Source organism: Pantoea sp. paga (assembly GCF_007558755.1).
Taxonomy (GTDB): Bacteria; Pseudomonadota; Gammaproteobacteria; order Enterobacterales; family Enterobacteriaceae; genus Pantoea; species Pantoea agglomerans.
On record NZ_VLTF01000001.1, the window covers coordinates 659,230 to 685,815 of the forward strand.

At 55.0% G+C, this 26,586-nt stretch carries 24 protein-coding genes; 6 read left to right on the plus strand and 18 right to left on the minus strand.

Annotated elements, in window-relative coordinates; all coding sequences use genetic code 11:
• Positions 1–74 precede the first annotated feature (74 nt).
• Positions 75–392: a type II toxin-antitoxin system RelE/ParE family toxin gene (locus tag FOV68_RS03160; RefSeq protein WP_143990299.1), complete on the plus strand. Its 318-nt coding sequence runs from the start codon at positions 75–77 to the stop codon at positions 390–392.
• A gap of 80 nt (positions 393–472) precedes the next feature.
• Positions 473–805: a HigA family addiction module antitoxin gene (locus FOV68_RS03165; protein ID WP_039391120.1), complete on the plus strand. Its 333-nt coding sequence runs from the start codon at positions 473–475 to the stop codon at positions 803–805.
• A 162-nt stretch (positions 806–967) separates the two neighbouring features.
• Here FOV68_RS03165 and FOV68_RS03170 read toward each other — a convergent pair whose 3' ends face one another.
• From FOV68_RS03170 to otsB, 18 genes are all read right to left on the minus strand, one after another.
• Positions 968–1,360, minus strand: a complete 393-nt coding sequence (locus FOV68_RS03170; RefSeq protein ID WP_143990300.1) for a flagellar protein FlhE — start codon at positions 1,358–1,360, stop codon at positions 968–970.
• Positions 1,360–3,453 carry a flagellar biosynthesis protein FlhA gene (gene flhA, locus FOV68_RS03175; RefSeq protein WP_010670817.1) on the minus strand — a complete coding sequence of 698 codons (2,094 nt, stop codon included), beginning with the start codon at positions 3,451–3,453 and terminating at the stop codon, positions 1,360–1,362. The genes FOV68_RS03170 and flhA overlap by 1 nt, the downstream gene beginning before the upstream one ends.
• Positions 3,446–4,597 carry a flagellar biosynthesis protein FlhB gene (gene flhB, locus FOV68_RS03180; RefSeq protein WP_031591448.1) on the minus strand — a complete coding sequence of 384 codons (1,152 nt, stop codon included), beginning with the start codon at positions 4,595–4,597 and terminating at the stop codon, positions 3,446–3,448. Before flhB ends, flhA begins: the two co-directional genes overlap by 8 nt.
• Before the next feature lie 188 nt (positions 4,598–4,785).
• Positions 4,786–5,427, minus strand: a complete 642-nt coding sequence (cheZ, locus tag FOV68_RS03185) for a protein phosphatase CheZ (RefSeq protein WP_003849160.1) — start codon at positions 5,425–5,427, stop codon at positions 4,786–4,788.
• Between the two features lie 9 nt (positions 5,428–5,436).
• The gene (gene cheY / locus FOV68_RS03190) at positions 5,437–5,826 is read right to left on the minus strand and encodes a chemotaxis response regulator CheY (protein WP_010258559.1); all 390 of its coding nucleotides are present in this window, start codon (positions 5,824–5,826) and stop codon (positions 5,437–5,439) included.
• A gap of 39 nt (positions 5,827–5,865) precedes the next feature.
• A complete protein-coding gene (locus FOV68_RS03195; protein WP_143990301.1) occupies positions 5,866–6,915 on the minus strand; it encodes a chemotaxis response regulator protein-glutamate methylesterase in 1,050 nt (349 codons plus the stop codon).
• Positions 6,915–7,787, minus strand: coding sequence for a protein-glutamate O-methyltransferase CheR (cheR, locus tag FOV68_RS03200; protein WP_010258551.1), 873 nt, complete (start codon positions 7,785–7,787; stop codon positions 6,915–6,917). The genes FOV68_RS03195 and cheR overlap by 1 nt, the downstream gene beginning before the upstream one ends.
• Before the next feature lie 80 nt (positions 7,788–7,867).
• Positions 7,868–9,544 (minus strand): methyl-accepting chemotaxis protein, encoded by a 1,677-nt coding sequence (locus FOV68_RS03205; protein ID WP_143990302.1) that lies wholly within the window; start codon positions 9,542–9,544, stop codon positions 7,868–7,870.
• Between the two features lie 106 nt (positions 9,545–9,650).
• Entirely contained in the window at positions 9,651–11,213 is a 1,563-nt protein-coding gene (locus FOV68_RS03210) for a methyl-accepting chemotaxis protein (RefSeq protein WP_039391129.1), read from the minus strand.
• Positions 11,214–11,407: 194 nt separating this feature from the next.
• On the minus strand, positions 11,408–13,081 hold the full coding sequence (locus FOV68_RS03215; RefSeq protein WP_143990303.1) for a methyl-accepting chemotaxis protein: 1,674 nt from the start codon (positions 13,079–13,081) through the stop codon (positions 11,408–11,410).
• Positions 13,082–13,242: 161 nt separating this feature from the next.
• On the minus strand, positions 13,243–13,740 hold the full coding sequence (cheW, locus tag FOV68_RS03220) for a chemotaxis protein CheW (RefSeq protein WP_010258541.1): 498 nt from the start codon (positions 13,738–13,740) through the stop codon (positions 13,243–13,245).
• A gap of 23 nt (positions 13,741–13,763) precedes the next feature.
• A complete protein-coding gene (cheA, locus tag FOV68_RS03225) occupies positions 13,764–15,746 on the minus strand; it encodes a chemotaxis protein CheA (RefSeq protein ID WP_022625500.1) in 1,983 nt (660 codons plus the stop codon).
• Positions 15,747–15,757: 11 nt separating this feature from the next.
• The gene (gene motB, locus FOV68_RS03230) at positions 15,758–16,699 is read right to left on the minus strand and encodes a flagellar motor protein MotB (protein ID WP_010258536.1); all 942 of its coding nucleotides are present in this window, start codon (positions 16,697–16,699) and stop codon (positions 15,758–15,760) included.
• A complete protein-coding gene (motA, locus tag FOV68_RS03235) occupies positions 16,696–17,583 on the minus strand; it encodes a flagellar motor stator protein MotA (RefSeq protein ID WP_031591454.1) in 888 nt (295 codons plus the stop codon). Before motA ends, motB begins: the two co-directional genes overlap by 4 nt.
• 133 nt (positions 17,584–17,716) lie before the next feature.
• A complete protein-coding gene (gene flhC, locus FOV68_RS03240; RefSeq protein ID WP_010258532.1) occupies positions 17,717–18,295 on the minus strand; it encodes a flagellar transcriptional regulator FlhC in 579 nt (192 codons plus the stop codon).
• Positions 18,292–18,645 (minus strand): flagellar transcriptional regulator FlhD, encoded by a 354-nt coding sequence (gene flhD / locus FOV68_RS03245; RefSeq protein WP_010258528.1) that lies wholly within the window; start codon positions 18,643–18,645, stop codon positions 18,292–18,294. The genes flhC and flhD overlap by 4 nt, the downstream gene beginning before the upstream one ends.
• 1,017 nt (positions 18,646–19,662) lie before the next feature.
• Positions 19,663–21,099, minus strand: a complete 1,437-nt coding sequence (gene otsA / locus FOV68_RS03250) for an alpha,alpha-trehalose-phosphate synthase (protein ID WP_143990304.1) — start codon at positions 21,097–21,099, stop codon at positions 19,663–19,665.
• A complete protein-coding gene (gene otsB, locus FOV68_RS03255; protein ID WP_143990305.1) occupies positions 21,096–21,884 on the minus strand; it encodes a trehalose-phosphatase in 789 nt (262 codons plus the stop codon). Before otsB ends, otsA begins: the two co-directional genes overlap by 4 nt.
• Positions 21,885–22,338: 454 nt before the next feature.
• On the opposite strand from otsB, the gene eptA reads away from it, so the two are divergent.
• The 4 genes from eptA to FOV68_RS03275 all read left to right on the plus strand — a co-directional run bounded on the left by eptA (position 22,339) and on the right by FOV68_RS03275 (position 26,579).
• Positions 22,339–23,967 carry a phosphoethanolamine transferase EptA gene (eptA, locus tag FOV68_RS03260; protein WP_143990462.1) on the plus strand — a complete coding sequence of 543 codons (1,629 nt, stop codon included), beginning with the start codon at positions 22,339–22,341 and terminating at the stop codon, positions 23,965–23,967.
• Positions 23,967–24,647 carry a two-component system response regulator PmrA gene (gene pmrA / locus FOV68_RS03265; RefSeq protein ID WP_010670822.1) on the plus strand — a complete coding sequence of 227 codons (681 nt, stop codon included), beginning with the start codon at positions 23,967–23,969 and terminating at the stop codon, positions 24,645–24,647. Before eptA ends, pmrA begins: the two co-directional genes overlap by 1 nt.
• The gene (pmrB, locus tag FOV68_RS03270; RefSeq protein WP_143990306.1) at positions 24,644–25,702 is read left to right on the plus strand and encodes a two-component system sensor histidine kinase PmrB; all 1,059 of its coding nucleotides are present in this window, start codon (positions 24,644–24,646) and stop codon (positions 25,700–25,702) included. The genes pmrA and pmrB overlap by 4 nt, the downstream gene beginning before the upstream one ends.
• Before the next feature lie 310 nt (positions 25,703–26,012).
• Positions 26,013–26,579: a flavin reductase family protein gene (locus tag FOV68_RS03275; protein ID WP_031594590.1), complete on the plus strand. Its 567-nt coding sequence runs from the start codon at positions 26,013–26,015 to the stop codon at positions 26,577–26,579.
• The last annotated feature ends 7 nt before the right edge of the window (positions 26,580–26,586 follow it).

Sequence of the window (26,586 nt, forward strand, 5' to 3'; positions counted from 1 at the left end):
ACACAAACTATGCACTTGCGCACTGTGCATTGGTGCGCTAAACTGTTTTCAGTGTGATACAGGGAGGTAATGAGGTGGCGACGCTAAGGAATATTGAAAGTTTCAGGGATGACTGGCTTAAGGATTATTTTTTATATGGCAAATTTTCTAAAAGAATACCGTCAAGCCTCTCATCAGCGCTGGCGCGTAAGCTCGACATCATCAATGCGGCGATTAACTATAAGGATTTAAGGTCGCCGCCTGGCAATCGTTATGAGGAGCTAAACCCGCCTCTCGAGGGATATGCTTCAATCAGGGTCAATGAGCAATATCGGCTGATCTTTAAATGGATAGAAGGTAAGGCCGTTGACCTTTATCTGGATGCTCATAGCTATAAAATGCACAAGCGATGAAAACTGAGCCTGGCTGCATCAGGCGTAGTAAGACAGCATAAAACACATCAACCTCTGTCAGTAATAAAGAGAGCAAGACTATGAACCAGGCGACCCGCAAACCGACCACTGTCGGTGACGTATTACTTTACGAATATCTGGAGCCAACCGGCCTGAAGATTCTCGACTTAGCGGAGATGCTCAAAGTGCACCGCAACACGGTCAGCGCCCTGGTCAACAATAACCGGAAGCTGACGCCGGATATGGCTTTCAGGCTGGCTGCAGCCTTCGAAACCAGCGTTGAGTTCTGGCTTAATCTGCAAAACAGTGTCGATATCTGGGAAGTGATGCATGATGCCAGGGCACAGGAGGAGATCAGTCGCGTAACACCGTTGAAGGATTTTCTGGCGCAGAAAGAGAATCAGCTGGCGTGAAAAGCTTTATAACGCACTGGTCATGACGGGATTTGAAACGGGCCGATTATCTGTCAGCGGCTGGGTCAGGGTTAGCATCGGTTTACAGCCAGGGTCATCACGTAACAAAGGAGCCAGGAGGCGATCTCTGGCTCGCCTTCAGTCAATTCAGCAACAATACCCTTACTCGTAATTGACCATCACTTCACTGCTCACCACCCGCAATCCAGGTGGCAGCGCCCCGCTTCCGGCAAAACCAAACACCATGTGCAAAGTCTCACCGGCGCTCAGATGTGCCAGCCCGCGCGTGGTGCCGCTGGCCCCCTCCAGGGAAGTGCAGCGCTGTTCGCCGCACAGCCGCACCTGCAGGCCGGACGGAGCCGGTCTGCTCAGCTGATAACGCCAGTTAACGACGCTGACCTCCCCGCCAATGTCGGCGGGCGGCGTCAGCGGCTGCGCCCGTTGCCAGCTGCCGCGGTTAGCCAGCAGCGGCCCATTGGCCGAAGCACTCCAGGCACCACCGGCCGCCTGCGCCATCAGTGGCAGTATCACGAATGCCATCACCAGCCAGCGCATTATTTGCCTCCGATGGTGGCAGTCATGCGGATCTGACGGTTGTCGCTCAGCTCCAGGTTAGAGAGCACCACCAGCTGTGGCAGATTGCGGCGCAGGAAGCGCGCCAGCAGCGCACGCAGCGGATGATTGACCAGCAGTACCGGCGGCGCGCCCAGCATCTCCTGACGTTGCAATGCTGCCTGTGCCTGACTTAACAGCCGATCGGCCAGACCCGGCTCCAGTCCGCCACCGCCCTGCAACGCCTGTAACAGCAGGCGCTCCAGCGTGGAATCGAGCCCGATAACCTGCACTTCGTCATTACCGGGGAACCACTGCTGAGTAATCGCACGGCCCAGCGCCACACGCACCACACTGGTCAGCTCCTGCGGATCGCTCTGCACCGGCGCATGTTCCGCCAGCGTTTCGATAATAGTGCGCATATCGCGAATCGACACCCGCTCCACCAGCAGGTTCTGCAGTACCTTGTGCAGGGTGGTCAGCGAGATCACACCCGGCACCAGATCTTCGGTCAGCTTCGGCATCTCCTGAGTCACACGATCCAGCAGCTGCTGCGCTTCCTGACGGCCAAACAGCTCGCTGGCGAACTGGCCAATCAGATGGTTCAGGTGGGTTGCCACTACGGTACTGGCTTCAACTACGGTAAAGCCCTGAATCTGCGCCTGCTCTTTCAGCGCGCTATCAATCCAGACCGCCGCCAGTCCAAAGGCGGGATCAACGGTCGCTTCGCCTGGCAGACTTCCGGCAGCCGTGCCCGGGTTAATCGCCATCCAGCGGCCAGGATAGGCATCACCGCTGCCAATCTCCACTCCTTTCATCAGGATGCGATAGCGTGCCGGTGGCAGCTCCATGTTGTCGCGGATATGCACTACTGGCGGCAGGAAACCGACATCCTGGGCGACTTTCTTACGGATACTGCGGATACGTCCCAGCAGCTCACCGTTTTGCTGATGATCGACCATCGGAATCAGGCGATAGCCCACTTCCATGCCCAGCGTATCTTCCAGCTGCACATCGGTCCACGACGCTTCGGTGGCGGCTGGCGTGTCCGCCGTTTTGGCGATGCCGCCCGTGACTTCCACTTTCTTCTTCGGCTGCATTTCGCGGCCGCGCAGCCACCAGGCCAGACCCAGTAAGGCGGCGGTGAACAGCAGGAAGACGAAGTTCGGCATGCCAGGCACCAGACCGAGCAGACCAATCACGCCGGCACTCAGCATCAGCACGCGCGGATCTTTGAACAGCTGGGTGACCATCTGCTCGCCGACATCCTGATCGGTGGCAACGCGCGTCACGATAACACCGGCTGCGGTAGAGATAACCAGCGCCGGGATCTGCGCGACCAGACCATCACCGATGGTCAGCAGCGTATAGGTCTCTGCGGCATGACCCACATCCATACCGTGCTGCACCACGCCCACCAGCAGGCCGCCGATGACGTTGATCACCATGATCATAATACCGGCGACGGCATCACCACGAACGAACTTACTGGCACCGTCCATCGAACCGTAGAAGTCCGCTTCCTGGGTCACTTCGGCACGGCGGCGTTTGGCGTCATCTTCACCGATCAGACCGGCGTTGAGGTCGGCATCGATCGCCATCTGCTTACCGGGCATCCCGTCCAGCACAAAGCGCGCACCCACTTCGGCGATACGGCCGGCACCTTTGGTGATAACCATAAAGTTGATGATGACGAGGATGATAAACACCACGATACCGATGGCGAAGTTACCGCCCACCAGGAAGTGACCGAACGCTTCAACCACCTGTCCTGCCGCGGCGGCACCCGTATGCCCTTCCATCAGGATGATACGGGTTGAGGCCACGTTCAGCGCCAGACGCAGCAAGGTAGAGAACAGCAGAATGGTCGGGAACGCCGCAAACTCCAGGGTTCGCTGGGTGAACATTGCCACCAGCAGGACCATGATTGACAGCGCAATGTTAAAGGTGAACAGCAGATCAAGGATGAACGGCGGTAATGGCAGAACCATCATCGACAGGATCATCAGGATCAGTACCGGCCCGGCCAGCACCTGCCACTGCATATCTTTAAAGTTGCCCGGTAAACGTAGTTTTGCGGCCAGGTTATTAGCCATCGTTTTTGCTCTCTCCTGCAAAGTCCATCTCTGCCGGAACCGGCAGGTCTTTTGGTTTGGTTGGGATCAGGCCGCCTTCGCGCTTCCAGCGACGCGACTGCCAGACCCACGCCAGCACCTCGGCCACAGCGGCATAGAGCGCGCCGGGAATGTGCTGACCAATTTCAGTATGTCGGTATAACGCACGCGCCAGCGGCGGTGCTTCCAGAACCGGGATGCGGTGTTCAGCAGCCAGTTCACGAATTCTCAGGGCGATCTCACCTGCGCCTTTCGCCACGACTTTCGGCGCACTCATCTTCTTCTCGTTGTACTGCAGTGCCACCGAGTAGTGCGTCGGGTTGGTGACGATGACATCGGCTTTCGGCACATCCGCCATCATTCGGCGTCGTGCTGCGGCACGCATCTGCTGGCGGATGCGCCCTTTAACGTGCGGGTCACCTTCCTGCTGCTTATGCTCGTCGCGGATCTCCTGCATCGACATCTTCAGCTTTTTGAAGTGGCTGTGTAGCTGCCAGAAGACGTCATACCCGACCATCGGGATCAGCCCCAGCATCACCAGTGAACAGCAGACCGCGATCATCTCCATGCCGTGAATCAGCGCGGTGACGGGCGCTTCGCTGATCAACCGCAGCATCTCGGGCCAGTGGCTCCAGATGTACCACCAGCCCACCGATCCTACTAAGATGGTCTTGAGGATGCCTTTAAACAGTTCGGTCCAGGCCTGCGCCGCAAACATTCGCTTGAACCCAGCCATCGGGCTCATCTTCTTCAGGTCGAACTTGATCGATTTACCGCTGAAAACGATACCGCCCAGCAGCATGGGCGCGGCGATTGCCACCAGCACCAGACCGCCCATCAATGGCAGCAGCGCCATCAGTGCCTGCGTGATCAGGCTGCCGATGTGGCTGACGATAATTTTGTCATCTCTGACCATGCCGTGATCAAAACGGAGTCCGGTGGCGACCATCGCCGCCAGCCGGTGCGCCATCATGTTGCCGCCCATCCACAGGATCATGATGCCGGCCAGCAGCATCAGTACGGATGTGAGTTCGCGCGAACGCGGAATCTGGCCCTCTTCACGCGCTTTCTCAAGTCGGTGGGCCGTGGGCGATTCTGTTTTGTCTTCGTCGCTATCTTCAGCCACGACAAACCTCGGTTGGCAGGAATTCTGAGCATAGGATGCCAAATCTGGCTTAAGTTAAAGCGGAGATAAGATGAAGAAAACAGGCGTTCTTTCGGGGATGGGTCTGACAATGCGGAACGGGGCCACCCGAAGGTGACCCTGTTTATTATAACCTGCAGCTGTTTTGCCCGCCCGCAGGCGGACGAAACCTAGAACCCTAAGCTGTCCAGCAGGTCATCAACCTGATCCTGGTTCGCCACCACGCCCGGTGCATCGGCGTGAATCTGCGGCCCGTTCAGCAGGCTGGTGCCTTCCTGACGCTTCTCAGCGCTGACTTCTGGCATATTCTCCAGCAGCACCATTAACAGCTGGCGCTCAATTTCCTGGATCACATCCATCATGCGCTTGATCACCTGACCGGTCAGGTCCTGGAAATCCTGCGCCATCATGATTTCAAGCAGCTGCTTGTTGGTAAAGGCGGTATGCTCTGGCACAGCGGTGAGGAATGCGCGCGTATCCGTCACCAACTCCCGCGCATCACCCAGTTCAATCGGGTTCTCAAACCACTCATCCCAACGCCCTTTCAGCTGGGTTGCCCCGGCTTCCATCTTATCCTGATGGGGTTGTGCTGCTTCAACACAGTTCAACGCACGGTCGGCGGCCTGCGCCGTCATCTGCACAACATAATCCAGACGGTCGCGGGCATCAGGAATGGCTTCAGCCGCATCGGCTATGGCTTTATCCAGCCCCAGCTCGCGCAGGCTGTCGCGCAGCATGCGCGTCAGAGAGCCAATACGTGAAATGATGTCGTGTGCCGCGGCATCCTCAGTTGGTTTCGGAAAGTCGCTCATCACATCCCCTTACATGCCCAGTTTTTCGAAAATTTTACCCAGCTTTTCTTCCAGGGTTGCCGCAGTGAATGGCTTCACGACATATCCGCTGGCACCGGCCTGGGCGGCGGCGATAATGTTCTCTTTCTTCGCTTCCGCGGTCACCATCAACACCGGCAGCGAACTCATTGCCGCGTCGGCACGAATGGTCTGCAGCAGCTGCAGGCCATCCATGTTTGGCATGTTCCAGTCGGAAATCACGAAGTCGAAACCACCCGCTTTCAGTTTGCCGAGGGCATCCACACCATCTTCCGCTTCTTCTACGTTATTGAAGCCCAGCTCTTTCAGCAGGTTACGCACAATACGACGCATCGTATTGAAGTCGTCTACTACCAAAAAGCGCATGTTTTTATCAGCCATATCTACTCCTGAGTTGTCTCGCCCGGCGGGACGGGCCTGTTAAATACGCAATGCCTGTCCGGCGCTAATTTTCGCCAGCATATGCTGGCTGATGTTGCTTAAATCCACGACTTCGCTCACGCCGCCTGTGGCAATGGCCTCACGCGGCATGCCAAATACCACACAGCTGGCTTCGTTCTGGGCGATAGTCCAGGCGCCTGCCCGATGCATTTCCAGCATCCCGGCGGCACCGTCGTTGCCCATGCCGGTGAGGATCACCCCCACCGCATTTCGTCCGGCGTAAGTTGCCACCGATTTAAACAGCACATCCACGGAGGGTTTGTGCCGTTTAACCGGTGGCCCTTCATTCAGTTTCACCACATAGTTGGCGCCACTTCGGGCCAGCTCCATGTGCATTGCGCCTGGCGCGATGTAAGCATGGCCCGGCAGAATACGCTCACCATCTTCAGCTTCCTTCACCGTGATCTGACACAGCTTGTTCAGACGCTCGGCAAAAGAGCGGGTAAAGCCTGGCGGCATATGCTGGGTAATCAGCAGTGCCGGGCTGGTCGCCGGTAACGGCTGCAGCACATGGCGAATCGCCTCGGTGCCGCCGGTTGAGGAGCCAATCGCAATCAGCTTCTCACTACTCAGCAGCGGACCCGCTTTCAGCGTCGCCGGCACCGGCATCGCTGCACGGTTGTGCAGTCGGGCCCGGGAGGCTGCACGAATTTTGTCGCCAATCATCTGGCTGTAAGACAGCATCCCTTCACGGATACCGAGCTGTGGTTTGGTGACGAAATCCACCGCTCCCAGCTCCAGCGCGCGCAGGGTAATTTCAGAGCCTTTACCGGTCAGCGATGAAACCATCACCACCGGCATTGGCCGTAACCGCATCAGTTTTTCCAGGAAATCGAGGCCATCCATGCGCGGCATTTCCACATCCAGCGTCAGCACCTGCGGATTGAACTGCTTAATCAAATCGCGGGCGACCAGCGGATCGGGCGCCGTAGCGACCATCTCCATATCCGGATGGCTGTTGATGATTTCAGTCATCAACTGCCGCATCAGCGCAGAGTCATCTACGCACATCACGGTGATTTTGCTCATCATCTTTCCTTCGTCAGTCCATAGACGGTTTGCCCGCGCAGCCAGAACTCTTTACTGATCTGACTGAAGTTTTCTGAGTGACCGGCGAACAGAATGCCGCCCGGCTTCAGAAGCGGGACAAACCGACGCAGAATCTTCTCCTGCGTCTCTTTATCGAAATAGATCATCACGTTGCGACAGAAAATAGCGTCGAACTGACCCGGCAGTGCCCAGTCATTGGCCAGCAGGTTAAGCTGCGCGTAAGTGACCATATTGGTCAGCTCGGGACGCGCCCGCACCATACCGGCATGAGGACCGGTGCCGCGCAGGAAGTAGCGCTGCATTTGCGCGGGTGACAGCGTGCGCAGCTCCTCCTGGCGATAAACACCCGCCACCGCTTTTTCCAGCACCTGGGTGTCGATATCGCTGGCATGAACCTGGAACTTGCCCGGTCCGGTACCCAGCGCTTCCGCCAGCGTCATGGCGATGGAGTAAGGCTCTTCGCCGGTTGACGCTGCGGTACTCCAGACGCTGAAGTTGCCCTGTCGCTTACGTGCATGCTCCGCCAGAATCGGGAAGTGATGCGCTTCGCGGAAGAACGCGGTCAGGTTAGTGGTCAGGGCATTGATAAACGCCTGCCACTCGGCACTGTTCGGATCGGATTCCAGCAGCGCCAGGTAGCGACCGAAATCATCGATGTTCAGCGTACGCAGGCGACGAACCAGACGGTTGTAAACCATCTCACGCTTGTGATCGGCCAGTACGATACCGGCACGCTGATAGATCAGCTGGCTGATACGACGAAAATGCGTATCGGAGAGCGGTAAACGCTGCACCATCTGCGACAGCAGCGTTGTCGTCTCATTTTGATCTAAAATTGTCGATTTTTTCATCTCTGCACCTGGCCCGAACTCAATACATTATTTGTCTGCTGCGATGCCCGGCGGCTCAATGGCGGCCGGGCCACGGGCGTTTAAAAGGTTTCCCAGTTGTCGTCACTGCGGGTAGCAGGCGAACGACCAACGGCTAACGGTGCATCTGACTGGAGAGTTTTCATCGCCGTTGTCTTGTTAACGGCCTGAGCGACAAATTCTTTACCAATATTGAACACTGATACCGCTTGTTTTAAGTGACTTGCCTGATCTTCGAGCGCTGCAGCCGCTGCCGCTGACTCTTCGACCAGTGAGGCGTTCTGCTGGGTGACGCGATCCATCTCGGTCACGGCAAGGCCCACCTGGTCAATGCCACGGCTCTGCTCGTCTGACGCTGAGGCGATCTCACCCATGATGTCGGTGACGCGGGTGACCGCGCTGACGATGTTGCTCATGGTGTCACCGGCGCTCTCTACCAGCACCGAGCCGGTATTAACGCGGCTAACCGAATCTTCAATCAGACCTTTAATCTCTTTGGCGGCCTGGGCGCTGCGCTGCGCCAGGCTGCGCACTTCACCGGCAACGACCGCAAAGCCGCGACCCTGTTCACCGGCACGCGCCGCTTCAACGGCCGCATTCAGCGCCAGGATGTTGGTCTGGAAGGCGATGCCATCAATCACACTGGTGATATCGGCAATCTTCTTGGAACTGCCCGCAATTTCTTTCATGGTGGTGACCACGCCATCCACCACTTTGCCGCCCTGCTGCGCGGTTTCAGAGGCGGTCAGCGCCAGCTTGGACGCCTGACGGGCGTTTTCGGCATTCTGCTTCACGGTCGCGGTGAGCTGCTCCATGCTGGCAGCGGTCTGCTCCAGCGAAGCGGCCTGCTGTTCGGTACGCGAAGAGAGATCGTTATTGCCGATGGAGATTTCGCTGGCACCGGTATAGATGGCATCAGAGCCGTCTCGTACGGTACGCACGGTACGGACCAGCTCCTGCTGCATGTGCTGCAGCGAAGTCAGTAACTCACCGATTTCGTTACGCACGCTAATCTCAACCGGCTGGGTCAGATCGCCCCGTGCGATGTGCTGGATATGCTCAATGCTCTGACGCAGCGGACGGATCAGCACCGAGCGCATCACGTTCCACACCAGGATAATCATCAGCAAGGTCACTGCCAGCGTGGTGATAACGATAGTGATGGAGCGGGTATACGCATGCTGGTTAGCTTCCACACCCTGCTGAGACAGCGCTTTATTGTGCTCAAGCCACTCGCTGTAATCTTTCTGGAACTTGTCCTGATAGCTCTGGGTCGGCTGATCCACAAAACCTTTGAAGTTGCCGGCGGTGAAGAAGACCATCAGTTCCGCCAGCGCATCGTGATAGGCCTTGTAGTTCGCCTGTAACGCCCGGACGTTTTCGGCCGTTTTGCCTTGTTCTGACAGGTTATCGTTGAATATCTGATAGCTGACTTCAGCCTGCTTCAGCTCCTCACCCGCCAGGGCGACCAGCTCTTTCACGCTGGCACCCGATCCCGACATCTGTGCATCCTGCAGAAAACGGATACCGGCGCGGTTAAGGGTGTTGCGCGCCTGAACCAGCGAAACCCATGAGGTGCCCATCGCCTGTTGCAGAGTATTCAGGCGTTGGTTGTAGGCAAAATTCTCTTTATCTGAACTGACAGTTTTGAAAAACATTCCGCCGGAAAACAGCTGCAGCAGCGCAAACAGCGCCAGCACACACAGCAGGCCGGAAACGACTCGTACTCGACTAAACATAAACACCTCATTGGTTGGCGATTCGTGTGTATTTATCGGCGGAGACGGGGGGAACTTTATGCATGGCGACGGCTTTACGCCGCCGCCATGTTGAAAGAGGAAAAAATCAGGCGCGGGAAATTTTGAAAACGGAGACAGCCTGGGTCAGGACGCTGGCCTGCTGCTCCAGTGCGGCCGCCGCGGCGGCAGACTCCTCAACCAGCGAGGCGTTCTGCTGAGTTACGCGATCCATTTCGGTGACGGCCAGACCGACCTGCTCAATACCACGGCTCTGCTCATCGGAAGCCGAGGCGATCTCACCCATGATGTCGGTAACGCGGGTCACGGCACCCACAATCTCATTCATGGTGCTGCCGGCGCTTTCAACCTGCAGTGAACCGCTGTTGACTCGTGACACTGAGTCTTCAATCAGGCCTTTAATCTCTTTCGCGGCCTGGGCGCTGCGCTGGGCCAGACTGCGCACTTCACCGGCCACTACCGCAAAACCGCGACCCTGTTCACCGGCACGCGCCGCTTCAACCGCCGCATTCAGCGCCAGGATATTAGTCTGGAAGGCGATGCCGTCGATCACGCTGATAATGTCCGCGATCTTCTTCGAGCTGCCGGCGATCTCTTTCATGGTTGTGACCACGCCATTCACCACTTTACCGCCCTGCTGCGCGGTTTCGGAGGCGGTCAGCGCCAGCTGGGATGCCTGACGGGCGTTGTCAGCATTCTGCTTCACCGTGGCGGTGAGCTGTTCCATGCTGGCGGCGGTCTGCTCCAGCGAAGCGGCCTGCTCTTCAGTGCGGGCCGACAGGTCGTTGTTTCCGGCGGCGATTTCGCTGGCACCGGTAAAGATGGCATCAGAGCCGTCACGCACATTCCCCACCGTCATTACCAGCGACTGCTGCATCTCATGGATGCCTGCTGCCAGCTGGCTCATCTCATTACGCCCCTCAACCACAATCGGCTGGGTCAAATCGCCGGAGGCGATAGATCGGATATGCGCCAGCAGCTGTTGCAGCGGCTGAATTAACACCTGCCGCAGGCCAAACCAGCAGGTAATAATCACCGCAAGCACCGCAACACCAATCGCGGCCAGCAGCCACATCATCTGTTTAAAGGCTTTCTGGTTCTGCGCCATTCCCTGATCGGAAAGCTCGGTCTGACGCGCACGCCATTTGTTGTAACTCTCCTGCATCGCGACCTGTTTCTGCTCAATGTTCTGTTTGAACATCCCTTCCAGGTCACGCGCCTGCAGACTTTTTACCATCGCCTTCAGGCCGTTTTCGTAATTAGCGTAATCGGCTTCAAGCGTATCGCCCATCGTTTCGTCAAGACCTGCCGTGGTTGGCAGATGGTAATAGATTTTAAAGTGGCGCTCGGCTTCCACTAACTGCTTATTGGCTTTGTTGATCAGCTCATCAAGCTGACCGCCGTTCATCTGCGAAGCCATGCTGGTCTGTAAGCGCAGCATGCCGCGGTTCAGCGTGGTACGGCTGTTGTTCAGTGAAATATAGGCGTCAGTCATCTCGGTGACATTGCGATTAGAGACCTGCGACAGCGCAAAGGACTCTTTGTCTTTGTTGAGGGCTGACCAGAAAAGGCTGCCAGCGACTAACTGGAGCGCGCCAAAGATGACCAGGACTGCGATTAAACTGGTCACCACTTTTATTTTTTTTAACATCTTGTTCCCCTGCAGGTTAATTTAGGTGCAGCGGCTATATCGGCGATGTAACAGGATTAATTAACGCTATTCAGCGCTTTCAGGAGAGAAGTGGCTTTTGTAATTATTTTTATCAGCATGAGCTGCTGAGTTTGGCTTTACGCAGAGGAATCGCGAGGGGTTGCTGCGCATCCCGCAGGATGCGCAGCGTGACATCAGAAGGTTTCCCAGTGAGTATCACTGACTGGCGCCGTCAGGGCTTTGCGTGGTGCCAGCGCCGCCGTGGCGGGTGCGGCAATCGGCAGATGCTTTGTCAGCGTCTGCTGCAACGCGCCGCGTTGAATTTTAAAAACCGACACTGACTGACTTAACCGGCTGGCCTGATCTTCCAGCGAGGCGGCTGCCGCAGCGGACTCTTCCACCAGCGAGGCGTTCTGCTGGGTAACGCGATCCATCTCGGTGACCGCCTGCCCGACCTGATCGATTCCGCGACTCTGCTCGTCCGACGCCGAGGCAATTTCGCCCATGATGTCAGTGACGCGCGTGACCGCACTGACGATATCGCTCATGGTTTCCCCGGCGGTACCGACCAGTTGCGAACCAACATTGACCCGGTTCACTGAATCATCGATCAACCCTTTGATCTCTTTTGCCGCCTGGGCGCTGCGCTGTGCCAGATTACGCACCTCGCCCGCGACCACGGCAAAGCCGCGACCCTGCTCGCCGGCACGCGCCGCTTCAACGGCGGCGTTAAGCGCCAGAATATTAGTCTGGAAAGCAATGCCATCAATCACGCTGGTGATATCGGCAATCTTCTTCGAGCTGCCGGCGATTTCGCTCATGGTTTTCACGACACCCGCCACCACGTTGCCGCCTTTTTCTGCGGTTTCTGAGGCGCTGAGTGCCAGCTGTGACGCCTGGCGGGCGTTTTCGGCGTTCTGTTTCACCGTGGCAGTGAGCTGCTCCATGCTGGCCGCCGTCTGCTCCAGTGACGCCGCCTGCTGTTCTGTGCGGGCAGAAAGATCATTGTTTCCGGCGGAGATCTCGCTGGCACCGGTGAAAATCGCATCCGATCCGTCACGCACATTGGTCACCGTGCGCACCAGTGACTGCTGCATGTCATGCAGACTGGCCGCGAGCTGAGTCATCTCGTTGCGCCCTTCCACCACGATCGGCTGGGTTAAATCGCCCTGGGCGATATGCTGGATGTGATTAATGCTGCTGTTGAGGGGTGTCATCACGATTTTGCGCAGGCCAAACCAGCAGAGCACGATCACGGCGACTACGACGGCCATGATGGTGGAGAGGATCCACATCATACGGCTGTAAGCAGAACTGTTCTCTTCAACACCAAGCGTAGTCAGGCGATTCAGATCGGCTCGCCATTCGCGGTAAAGTGTCAGAAACGCACTCTGGCTTGGCGCCACCGGGGCTTTACCGGCCGCAATCAGATCGTTTGCCTGTAGCGCGGTCTGCAACTGATCCAGCGCAGCGCCATAGTCGCTGTAGCGCTGCTCCAGCTGGTTGTTTAACTCACGATTCTGTCCCGGCGTATCGGGTGTCTCTTTAAAGATTTTGAAAAAACCGGCGGCCGCCTGCTGGAAGTTTTTGCTGTCGTCAAACAGCGTGGCGACATCGGCCGTTTTGCCTTCCAGCTTACTGGTGGCGAAACGCAGCTGAATACGGGTCAGCAGCACCCGGCTCTGGTTAAGACTCATATAAGCGTCGTTGAGCGCCTGTGTATTTTGCATCGCCAGCTGCGCCACAGCGAAGCTTTGCTTATCGTGGCTTAATGCGGAGTAGAAAACAGAACCGGAGAAGGCCTGTAACAGCCCAAACACCAGCAACACCAGTAACAGGCTGGTGACAACACGGATTTTCGTTAACATGAGTAACCCTGAAGAAAGTAGGTAATTAAAGTGACTGAGGGATTATCGGCAGGTGACAGCGGGAAATTAGAGTGCAATGCGGCTTTATTCTATGAATAGAAAGGAATTATCGCTCAGTGAAACTATCACGGGCCAGCCATAACCGGCCCGTGATGATTCAATTACGCGCTACGCAGGTTATCCACCAGCGCCATCTCGTCGCTGCTCAGCAGCTTCTCAATGTCGACCAGAATCAGCATGCGATCGCCCAGCGCACCCAGACCGGTCAGGTACTCGGTGGACATGGTCACAGCGAACTCTGGTGAAGGACGGATCTGATCCTGGGTCAGTGACAGCACATCAGAGACGCCGTCAACCACGATACCGACCACGCGATTTTCCAGATTCAGCACGATAACCACGGTGTTTTCATTGTACTCAACATCGGGCTGCGCAAACTTCACGCGCAGATCGATAATTGGCACGATAACGCCGCGCAGGTTAGTGACGCCGCGAATAAATTCAGGGGTATTTGCGATACGCGTTACCTGATCGTAACCGCGAATTTCCTGAACTTTGAGGATATCGATGCCGTACTCTTCGTCACCCAGCGTGAAGACCAGAAACTCCTGACCCACGGTTTCGCCAGCGATTTTTGTCACGGTTGCCATTCCATTCATGTTATTTACCCTTTCGTTATCAATCAGGCGGCAGCGCCAGCCACACGTTTTTCACGGTTAAGTGATTGCAGAGCTGAAACATCAACAATCAGCGCCACGCTACCATCGCCAAGAATGGTGGCGGCGGAGATGCCCGGCACTTTGCGATAGTTACTTTCCAGGTTCTTCACCACCACCTGATGCTGGCCAATCAGTTGATCGACCAGTAGCGCGTAACGTTTGCCTGCGCTTTGCAGGATCACCACGATGCCCTGAGTGGCCTCGGTTTTGGCATCCTGCACATCAAAGACGTTCCACAGCTCGACCAGTGGCAGATATTCGCCACGCACTTCCAGCACGCACTCGCCACCGGCCAGCGGTTTCAGCTCTTCGGCGCGCGGTTGCAGCGACTCCATCACCGCATTCAGCGGCAGAATAAACACTTCATCGGCCACACGAACGGACATCCCATCAAGAATGGCCAGGGTCAGCGGCAGCAGGATACGAATGGTGGTGCCTTTGCCCTGCTTAGAGGCGATTTCAACGTGACCGCCCATCTCCTGAATATTCCGTTTCACCACGTCCATACCGACGCCGCGTCCTGAAACATCCGTCACCTGCTCTGCGGTGGAGAAGCCCGGTGCGAAGATCAGCATGCCGACCTCTTCGTCGCTCATGTTCTCGTGAACCGGCAGGCCCGATGAGAGGGCTTTAGCCAGAATACGTTCACGGTTCAGACCGGCACCATCATCTGAAACTTCAATGCAGATGTTGCCGCCCTGATGTTCCGCTGAAAGCGTCAGGTTACCGGTTGCCACTTTACCGGCCACCAGACGTTTTTCTGGCGTTTCGATACCGTGGTCAAGACTGTTACGCACCAGGTGCGTTAATGGATCGATGATGCGTTCAATCAGGCTCTTATCGAGTTCGGTTGAGCTGCCCAGCAGCGTCAGTTCGACCTCTTTGCCGAGTTTGCTGGCCAGGTCACGCACCAGACGCGGGAAGCGGCTGAAGACATATTCCATTGGCATCATACGAATCGACATCACCGATTCCTGCAGATCGCGGGCGTTACGCTCCAGCTGACCCATGCTGTTCAGCAGGTCACCGTGCGCGACCGGATCGAGTTCGCCGGAACGCTGAGCGAGCATTGACTGGGTAATCACCAGTTCGCCCACCAGGTTGATCAGCTGATCGACTTTCTCCACCGCAACACGGATGCTGGTGGATTCGCTCGATTTGGCAGGTGCCGCGACGCGCTTACTTTCACGCTTCACTGCGGCCACCGGCAGTTCGGTGACGGTGGCGGTGTGAACGTCTTCCACCACCGGTTCGGCCTCGGCTGCAACAGCAGCTGGCGCGGCAACGGCTTCGTCTGCTGCCGGGAAGCGGATCTGTGCTTCGTCGATGACGAAGCAGAGCACCGCCACGATGTCATCTTTACCGACGCCATCAATGCAGACATCCAGCGTGGTGCTGCCTTTCTGTACGTTGGTCAGGGTGCCGAGATTACTCATCTCTTCCAGCATCAGATCGACCTCTTTCTCTTTGAGATCGATCAGCTGTACACGCAGGCCGCTGGTGCTGGCCGGTTCTGCGCTGGCAGTGGCAACACTGGCCGGAACATCAACCGGCAGACCTTTGGCCTCTAGCGCCAGCTGGCGCAGCGCTTCACAGATATATTTGAAGCTCTCCGCGTTAGGCTCCTGCGCGGTTTTATAAGCATCGAGCTGTTCCTGCATAATATCTTTGGTTTCCAAAAACAGGTTGATGATGTCGGTGCTGAGCTGCATCTCGCCGCGACGAGCACCATCCAGAATGTTTTCCAGGATATGAGTCGTTTCCTGTAATACCGTAAAACCAAAGGTTCCGGCCCCACCCTTAATGGAGTGAGCGGCACGGAAGATGGCGTTAAGCTGTTCCGAATCTGGCTCCTGCGGGTCTAAGCCCAACAGGTGTTGTTCCATATCCGCTAATAGCTCATCGGCTTCATCAAAAAACGTCTGGTAAAAATCGCTGATGTCCATACTCACGGGAATCACCTCGGCTGTGAGGGGGCTGCTGTATTCACCGCGCCGCCTGGTGTTGCAGGTGCGGTAATCTGTTCAATGGCCGCCGGATCGCTGATCTGGACGGCATCACTTTCTGCGTTCTCTTTTTCTATTGCCGCTTCGGTGTCGTGGTTCAACACCAGCAGGCTGATGCGGCGGTTAACGGCGTCATTACCGCCACGATTTTTCAGGCGCATGGTGTCGGCCATACCCAACACCCGTAAAATTTTTCCGCTGTCTAAGCCGCCCATCACCAGTTCACGGCGTGAGGCGTTAGCACGGTCTGTCGACAGTTCCCAGTTGCTGTAGCCTTTGTCACCGCTGGCATACTGAAAATCATCGGTATGTCCGGCCAGGCTGATGCGGTTCGGAATGTCGTTAAGGACTGGCGCTATCGCACGCAGAATATCGCGCATATAGGGCTCAACCTCGGCCCGACCGGTCTTAAACATCGGGCGATTCTGGCTGTCGATAATCTGAATACGCAGCCCCTCTTCCACCATGTTGATGATCAGATGCGGGCGCAGCGCTTTCAGACGCGGATCCGCTTCAATCAGCTGGTCGAGCTTTTCACGCAGCCGGTTAAGACGAATCTCATCCAGCTTGCGTTTCTGGGCGTCCATATCGACGACTTTGTTCACTTCGCCTATCTTTTTAGTCGGATCATCACCGCCGCCGGGGATCGGGCTCTCGCTGTCGCTGCTGCGCGCCCCGCCGGTAATCGCTACCTTCAGCGGTGTTTTGAAGTAGTCTGCTATCTGCACCAGCTCCTGCGGGTTGGCGATTGAGAGCAGCCACATCACCATAAAAAAGGCCATCATCGCCGTCATAAAGTCGGCGTAGGCAATCTTCCACGATCCGTGGCTGCCTTCATGGCCTTTATGTTTGCGCTTTTTGATCAGCACAATTGGGCGATTGCCGTGTTTCATGAAGCCTCGTCTGAAGTCTGTTTAGCCGGGTTCTTGGCGTTACGTACGTGCTCTTCCAGTTCGCTGAACGACGGACGCTCGGCGGAATAGAGCGTCTTACGACCAAATTCCACCGCAATCTGCGGCGCGTAACCATTCAGGCTCGACAGCAATGTGACCTTAATGCACTGCATCATCTTGGTGGTTTCCGCACATTTCTGACGCAGTACTGACGAGAGTGGAGAGACAAACCCGTACGCCAGCAAGATGCCCAGGAAGGTGCCCACCATCGCATGTGCGACCAGCGCACCGAGTTCAGCGGCCGGACGATCGGCCGAAGCCAGTGCATGGACCACGCCCATTACCGCGGCGACGATACCGAATGCCGGAAGACCATCACCCACTGCAGCAATACTTTGCGCTGGTACGTCACATTCGTGTTCGTAGGTCTCAATCTCTTCATCCATCAACGCTTCGATTTCAAAGGCGTTCATGTTGCCGCTCACCATCAGGCGCAAATAGTCAGTAATAAAATCCACTAACTGTTTATCGGCAAGAATGCGGGGATAATTAGCAAAAATTTCACTCTGGCTCGGATCTTCAATATCGCTTTCCAGCGATAACATGCCCTGCTGACGCGACTTCGCCATCAGGCGATAAAGCAGCGCCATTAAATCCATGTAAATGGCTTTATTGTATTTGGAGCCGCGAAATAACTTAGGCAGCGCCTTAAGCGTTTTTTTAATCGATTTACCGTTGTTGCCGACTAAAAAAGCACCGGCACCGGCACCGCCGATCATTAATAATTCGGCTGGCTGATAAAGCGCGCCCAGATGGCCACCTACCAGCGCATATCCGCCCAACACGGAGCCTAAAACAATCAGGTAACCTATAATTATCAGCACAAAAAAATCCTTACGTCCGTAACGTGTTGGTGGAAGTTAAGCCAGAGAGCCGCAGATGTTATTCCTGAACCGCAAGCAAAAAAAAAGCAGCGGTATTAACCGCTGCTGGATGGCTTCCACAGTGCGAACAAACTTAAACGGCGTGTTTAACCTGTTCATCCAGCAGTTGTGGAAACATATCGGCAGGTTCTGCAGAAAGTTTACGTCTTTTTACTGCCCGTGATGGTGGCTGGCACAGGCTGCAGGTAAAGCTGCCAACCGGCTGATGCGCATGATTAATAAAGCTGCCGTTGCAGCTTTTACAATCTGCCAGTTCCAGCATACCGCTATCAACGAATCGGACCAGGGTCCAGGCACGAGTCAGCGCCAACAGCGGGCCCTCGTCCGATTGAGGACACTGTTCAAGATACAGGCGGTAAGCTTTAATCACGGCATCGACGCCGCTGCACAACCCGGTTTTCAGTAAAAACTTCCAGGCGTTACAGAACATAGAAGCATGAATGTTCTGCTCCCACGTCATAAACCAGTCCGTAGAGAACGGCAGCATGCCTTTCGGTGGCGGACTGCCACGTAATTCTTTATAGAGCTTGATCAGACGACCGCGGCTCAGCTGGGTTTCGCTCTCAAGCATCTGTAAGCGGGCACCTAATGTGATGAGCTCCATCGCGAGATGAATATCACGTGCTTCCTGAACAATACTTTTCTCACTCATGACATTGCTCTCTTTTTAGCAGGTGCATCATCTTTAGACGCATTACGCAGTAAACGGCTCGATAATAAAATGCCGGTGTGGATTTGTTGTAAATCATCCACGCGTGATTCCTGCGTCAGGCGATTAATGGTGCTGCTATCGGTAAAACGAAACTGGCAAACCAGTTGATTGGTTTCCGCCATTTTTACCATCTCAGGCAATGTTAATTCAGATAATGCGTTCGCCATTTTCTCGTCAATTCCGAGGCGAAACATTGCAGAAGCTTTATCCTGGTTAATTAAACGCTGCGCAAGCAGTAAATAAGACAAGTTGAGATCGTAGATATGTTTCAGTACTTCAGAGGTGCCCATTATTTTTCCATCCTGAGAGATGCGACGTAACTGTATCGCAGAATAAATCTGCGGTTCGAGCTGCTGTTTGTTAAATCAAAAGATGGCAAAAAAAACTTCATGTAACTTTAATGTCACCGTTTTCGCCTTCCATTTTTGTGTGGGTTTCAGACCCACCGAAGGTCGAAAATCCATGCCATTTTATTTTCGAGTTCTGGACATCTTCCGTGACGTCTTCTTACATTTTTTAGGACTATTCCGAAAACAACGCAAATCTATATCGTCTGATTTCCACATACAACGACAGTAATGTGAAATTTTAGATAAAGTGTGACGCAGATCACACTTTTAACGCAAATTTCTTCAGCAACCCTTTACCATTACTTACCGACTGGTCATTTTTTGATCAAAAAAGCCCGGTTTTAAGTCCAATTGGTCCTGAGAAAGGTTTAATAGGGGGTAAAAGCATCTCTATTCGACGCTTTGCGCGGTCCGGAATGAATATCGGGTGTTAATCGTTTTAACACCCTATTTAGAACCACCCAAAGAAAGGTTATCAGCATATTATGCTGCCGCACCGTGCGGGTATTTGCTGTGAAATTAGTTACTTAAGGGGAGTATCGCAGAGGGTGAGTAATGAAACCGTTAAGGTTTATACGGCAGCAGGGAAGATTTCTGACAACCTGGCGTTAACAGTGTTGGCGGGGTGTACAGCCTATGATACCCAATGTAACAAGGGGTTATATAAGAAAGTCGAATGAATTAACGAGGGGTTATACGTTGGCACTATTACTATCGGCAGCCTGAAGAGAAACTTGAGTAAAGAAGGTAAAGAAAGCGGCAGAGGCTGATTTGACGGGGCTTTCGGGCTTCCCTGCATTTATCGGGCCACTCCGGGCAGCCACTGACGTCATCAGCGTAGAATCGTAGCAAAGGGTCATTAACAGATAGCGGGCGAGTTTTCTGTGAGCTGGGCCGAAAAAAAGCAGCGACGCCGTAAAGGCGCCGCTGCTTTCATAACCTGAGTCAGAACAGATATCAGGCGAGTTTTGGGAAGGTCGCGACCTTGTTAACCGTGTTGTGGTCAACGCTGCGCGGTTCAATGCGTTCCAGGTCTTTCAGGAAGCCTTCACGCCAGGCGGTAATATCATTTTTACGCAATACCGCCATCATGTCGTTGTAGCGTGAAATCCTTTCGGTACGCGGCATAGTAATCGCCTTATCCAGCGCGGCGGCCACTTCATCACGGTCATACGGATTTACAATCAGCGCGGAGGTGAGCTCGTTGGCCGCACCCGCAAAGCGCGACAGCACCAGTACACCAGGATCATCCGGGTCCTGCGCAGCCACATATTCTTTCGCCACCAGGTTCATACCATCACGCAGCGGCGTGACCAGACCGACATCGGTCAGGCGGAAAATTTTCATCAGCAGGCGACGGTCAAAATGCTGGTTAAGATAGTAGAGCGGGGTCCAGCCCAGCGTACCGTATTTACCGTTGATGCGCCCTGCTTCGGTCTCCAGCTGATGACGGATATCCTGATACGCCTGCACATCGCCGCGCGAGGTCGGTGCAATCTGCGAGTAGCGGATTTTGCCGCGATGCTGCGGGAAGTTCTCCAGCAGCGCTTCATAAGCAAGAAAACGCTCAGGCAGACCTTTGGAATAGTCGAGACGTTCACAGGCAATAATATTGCGTGCATCGCCCAGCTCTTTCTTCATAGCGGCCATTTTCGGTGGCAGCGGCCCTTCGGCCATCTCTTTAATACTGTCTGGCTCAATCCCGATGGGATACACCTCAGTCATAAAGGTGTTGCCAAAGGCGCGATGTTTTTTGTCGCCCTTATTATGCAGCTGCGTGAGCTGGCTGACGCTGTCGAGGAAGGCCACCCGATCCGATTCGGTCTGGAAACCCAGCAGGTCATATTCACACAGCATTTCCAGCAACTCTTTGTGCGGCGGCAGCGCATTAAATATTTCAGGCGTCGGGAAGGGAATATGCAGGAAGAAGCCGATGCGGTTATTAATGCCCGCCCGACGCAGCGCGGCTGCAAACGGTAAAAAGTGATAATCGTGGATCCAGACAATATCATCCGGCTTAATCAGCGGTTTTAAACGCTGTGCCACCGCATCGTTAACGTCGCAATACCCTTCCCACGCTTCCCGCTGGAACTGTACCAGGTCAAGGCGATAATGGAATGCGGGCCAGATGACAGTGTTTGAGAACTGGCAATAGTAGAGATCGTAATCGTTCTGGCTCAGCGGGAACGAGGCATACTCAATACCTTCATATTCCTGAACCGTGACATCTTCTACCTCTTCGCCTGTGTACTCGCTGATTTCACCGTTCCAGCCAAACCACAGTCCACCGGTGCTTTTCAGTGCATCGAGAATACCGACGGCCAAACCGCCAGCGCTGGTTTTTGACCCATCGGGCATGGCGACACGGTTAGATACAACCACTAAACGACTCATAACCTAAACTCCTTACCGACGTTGTCTTGATCTGATAGTAATAATGTTCTTTCCAGCCAGCCGTAAACCGCATCGACATCATGAAGCCGATAATGGGCCTGGGTGGAACCTTCTCCGACTTTGATCGAGACGCCCTGCCGTGCGTTCACGGCCAGAAAGCCCTTCTCATCCGTCAGATCGTCGCCAATAAAGACCGGCGTACGTCCGGCAAAAGGGGGCTGCTCCATAAAATCGCTAATCGCGGCGCCTTTATCGATACCCGCCGGTTTAATCTCAACCACACATTTCCCCGGCTGAAGCGCCAGTCCGGGAAAACGTTTCACTGATTGTTCAGCCAGTCGCATCACATCCTGCTCATGCTGCATCGCCTGGCGATAGTGAAGTGCGAAAGCCATGCCTTTTACCTCCAGCTGGGTGCCCGGCCAGGATGCCATGGCATCCTGCAACTCCGTCCTGAGCGATTGCTCCACCTCGACCGGCAGGCTGATGCGTTGCAGATTACCCTCTGCATCACGGCGCTCTGCACCATGTACGCCCGCAGCCGGACCGTACCAGGGAGCGGCCAGCGCATCGAGTTGTTCTATGGATCTGCCGGAGACCAGCGCCAGCGCGCCCTGCGAGAGTGCAGAGAGCCGCTGCAGTTGCGCGATGACCTGCTCAGGAATAAATACCGCTTCGGGACGGGACTGAATCGCTGCCAGCGTGCCGTCGACATCAAAAAAGAAGGCGTACTGCCCGCTGCTTAATGTCGGGTACCTGGCATGGGTGTCTGCCGCTTGGGTCACGTTACTTCTCCTGAAAATCGAATTTTAATAAAACATTGAGTTAAAACAAGAATGTCCTGACGCAGTCAGGTCAGCAAGCGGGAAATTCTGATAAAGCGGTGATTGAGGCATAAAACGCGGTAACTGGATAGGTCACTCTCCTCAAACTTGCAAGCGCATTGCTGACAATACTGGCTAACTGAGAACATCTTCACAGTAAGTGTAGTCATTAACAGGGGTTATGCCAGAAAGATGCAGGTTTCATGCCAGCCGCTGCGGTTAAGTCAGCATAAAAGCACCATCCCATTCTGCTGCGCTTCCGATGATCGGGCCGGACGCGATCCACTGCTGACTGGAGTCACACACGTATTCCACCCGGCTGAGTCGGCACTCCCCAAAGCTTAAGCTTCTTAAGGTATTCCTAATATTGAAAGCGCATTCTCGTGACACTTTTATTACTCTGGTTCCTGCTCACATGGCGTTTAACCTGAAGAGGCCGCTGATTAGCCGCCTTACGTTGCTGATTCTGGCTGCGATTTACATCGCGGTTTTCCTTAACGTTGCCTATTACCGTCAGGTGCTGGCAGTGATGCCACTGAACGACCTGCACACCACGCTGGTCTTTTTATCGATGCCGCTGGTCGCCTTTAGCGTGATCAATATCGTGATTACGCTGGCCTCGTTTATCTGGCTGGATCGGCTGCTGGCCGCGCTGTTTATTCTGCTCTCCGCCTCGGCACAGTTCTTTATTCACACCTATAACATCGTGGTCGATCGCTCAATGATCACCAACATGATGGATACCACCGCCTCGGAATCCTTTGCGCTGATTACGCCACAGCTGCTCGTAACCCTGCTCACCTCCGGCGTACTGATGGCGTTGCTGCTGTTCTGGCCGCGAATCAAAAAGCAGCAGTGGCGCGGCGTGCTGGCGCGACTGCTCAGCGTATTGCTGTCAGCAGCGCTGATTGTGCTGATCGCCCTGCTCTTCTATAAAGATTACGCTTCGCTGTTCCGTAACAACCGCGAACTGGTAAAAGCGCTGAGCCCCTCTAACAGCATCGCGGCGACGCTCTCCTGGTATAAGCATGAGCAGTTACAGAACGCGCCGCTGATTCGTATCGGTGAAGATGCGCACCTGCAGCCCAGCCGCAGCAGTGGCAAGCCGAATCTGACGATTCTGGTGCTGGGCGAAACCTCACGCGCGCAAAATTTCTCGCTGGGCGGTTACGGTCGCCTGACCAACCCCTTACTGGCGAAAGATAATGTGATCTATTTCCCGCACACCACCTCATGCGGAACGGCGACGGCGGTCTCCGTGCCCTGCATGTTCTCCAACATGCCGCGCGCCCACTATGATGATGTGCTGGCTGCCCATCAGGAGGGATTGCTGGATATTATTCAGCGCGCCGGGATCAGCGTGTTGTGGAATGAGAACGATGGGGGTTGTAAAGGGGCCTGCGATCGCGTTCCGCATCAGGACATGACCAGCCTGAACCTGCCCGGCATGTGTATTGATGGTGAGTGTTACGACGACGTGCTGTTCCACGGTCTGGATGATTACATCAGCCAGTTAAAAGGCAACGCGGTGATTGTGTTGCACACCATTGGCAGTCATGGCCCGACTTACAGCCATCGCTATCCGCCACAGTTTCGTCAGTTTGAACCGACCTGCGACACCAACCAGATCCAGGACTGTTCGCAACAACAGTTGATCGACACCTATGACAACACGCTGGTCAATGTGGATCACATCGTCGATAAAGCCATTAACGTACTGCGTGCGCATCAGGACCGCTTCACCACCAGCCTGGTCTATCTGTCTGACCATGGCGAATCCCTGGGTGAAAATGGTGCTTACCTGCATGGCCTGCCCTATGCTATCGCGCCAGACACCCAGAAACATGTGCCGTTGCTGATCTGGCTTTCCGATGATTATCAGAAACGTTATGCGGTTAATCGCGGCTGCCTGAATAAACTGGCGGCGACAGACGATTTTTCACAGGATAATCTGTTTTCAACCATGCTGGGATTAACCGGCACCGCGACCCACGAATATGTGCCTGCGGATGATATTTTGACGTCGTGTCGGAGCCAACCTTAATGAAGATACTGATTGTTGAAGATGACGCCCTGCTGCTGCAGGGGCTGATGCTGGCGCTGGAAGGTGAAGGCTACGTCTGTGATGGCGTTACGCGGGTGCGGGATGCTGAAGCGCATTTCGCCAGCGGCCTGTATAGTCTGGTGGTGCTGGATCTTGGCCTGCCGGATGAAGATGGACTGCATTTTCTGATACGACTGCGGCGGCAGAAGAAGATGACACCCGTGCTGATCCTGACCGCACGCGACACCATCAGCGAACGCATTGCCGGACTCGACGCAGGCGCGGACGACTATCTGATCAAACCGTTCTCGCTGGATGAGTTGCTGGCGCGTATCCGCGCGCTGATCCGCCGCCACGTCAATCAGGGCGACAGTCATGTCAGAGTAGGTGCGCTGGCGCTGGATATGACCCATCGCCAGATTACGCTCAGCGACGTACTGCTGGATCTGACACCCAAAGAGTTTGCGATTCTGTCACGGCTGATGCTCAAGGCCGGGAATCCGGTTCACCGTGAGATTCTCTACCAGGATATCTATAACTGGGAGACCGAGCCTTCTACTAATACCCTGGAAGTGCATATCCATAATCTGCGCGACAAAATCGGCAAAAGCGCTATCCGCACCGTGCGCGGTTTTGGCTATGCGCTGGTGACGCAGGATGGCGTTCGTGAGGCAACATGATAAGACGTTTCGATCATCGCAGTATGCGCTTTCGCCTCATCCTGACCATCGGTCTGATCCTGCTGGTTTTCCAGGTGATCAGCGTGGTCTGGCTTTGGCATGAGAGCAAAGAGCAGATTCAGTTTCTGGTGGAAGCGCAGTTGCAGAAGCGCAACATGGACAGTCACGTTAAGCGTGAAGTGCATGAAGCGGTAGCCAGCCTGGCAGTGCCAAGTCTGGTGATGATTACCCTGACGCTGCTGCTCTGCTATCAGGCGGTGAAATGGATTACCCGGCCGCTTTATCAGCTGCAGCGCGAACTGGAGAGTCGCAGCGAAGAGAATCTTGATCCCGTCGCCTGCCACAGCCAGGTTCAGGAGATCGATGCGGTGACGCAGGCGATAAACCAGCTGGTCGCGCGTCTGAACAGCAGTCTGGAGCGCGAACGGTTGTTCACCGCCGACGTGGCACATGAGCTGCGCACGCCGCTGGCGGGATTGCGGCTGCATCTGGAGCTAATCGAACGTAACAGTGATGTCAAAGTTCAGCCGCTGGTGCAGCGCCTGGATCAGATGACGCACAGTGTGTCGCAACTGCTGAATCTGGCGCGCGCCGGACAGTCCTTTACCTCTGGCACCTATCAGAACGTGGGGCTGATTGAAGATGTGATCCTGCCAATGGAGTCGGAGCTGAGTATCATGCTGGAAGCGCATCAACAGAGGCTGATCCTCGATCTGCCGCAGGAGCAGTTTGTGCGCGGTGATGCCACGCTGCTGAAGATGTTGCTGCGTAACCTGGTTGAGAACGCCCATCGCTACAGCCCGGATAACAGCACCATCAGTGTGCAGCTGGTGTTAACTCCTCAGCTGATGCTGGTGGTGGAAGATCAGGGTCCGGGAATTGATGAGAGTAAAAGTGGCGAGCTGAGTAAAGCGTTTATCCGGATGGACAGTCGCTATGGCGGTATCGGACTCGGGCTGAGCATTGTCAGCCGCATCGTCCAGTTACACCGGTTTCAGTTTTTCTTAGAGAACCTCCGCGACCGAAGCGGTTGTCGTGCCGTGGTGAAGTTTTAAGCGCTGAACCAGGCGGAGAGGAACATAACGACCGTGGCTGCGGCAATCAGCAGTGCAGCATATTCACTCATCGGACGCGGAGCAGTCACAGGCAGAGCAACAGGAGCAGTTTTCATAGCATCATCCTCAGTTAAAGCAGGCAGTATCGCGATTGCATATTAAGGAAACCTTAAGCTCGCGATACTGCCGCTAAAAATGTCCGCGCTGCCGCACGCCGCCATCAACCTCGCATTTCTGCCCGCTGTCACCCCTGCTGCATCCGCCCGGTGCTCTACACTTAATGGCTACGTTCCGTTACAGGAGTTACGCCATGAGCCAACGCATGCACAAATATGCTTTTCCGGTCAGCAAAGCCCGCAAATACCTTGAACCCGGACCGGTGCTGCTGCTCAGTTCGCAGTACGGAGATCAACATGACATCATGACGCTCGGCTGGCACACGGTGCTGGAGTTTTCTCCGTCACTGGTCGGCTGTATGATTGCCGGTATGAACCACAGCCATGAGCTGATCCGCAACAGCGGTCAGTGCGTGCTGAACATTCCTTCTGCCTCGCTGATTGATGAAGTTGTGGCAATCGGCAACAGCCACGGCGACAGCATTGATAAGTTTGAGGCATTTGGCCTGACGCCGGAACCCGCTCAGGTGGTTGGCGCGCCGATGATTGCCGAATGTTTTGCCAGCTTTGAGTGTCAGCTTTATGACGATTCGATGGTCGCCAACTACAACCTGTTTATTTTTGAGATTGTTAAAGCGCACGTTGCCGAGCAGCCGGAATATCCCACTACCCTGCACTACACTGGCGAAGGCCGGTTCAGCGTGATGAGCGACAAAATACTGGATAAGAGCGGCGATTTTAAACCGGAGATGCTGATCTAGTTGAAAG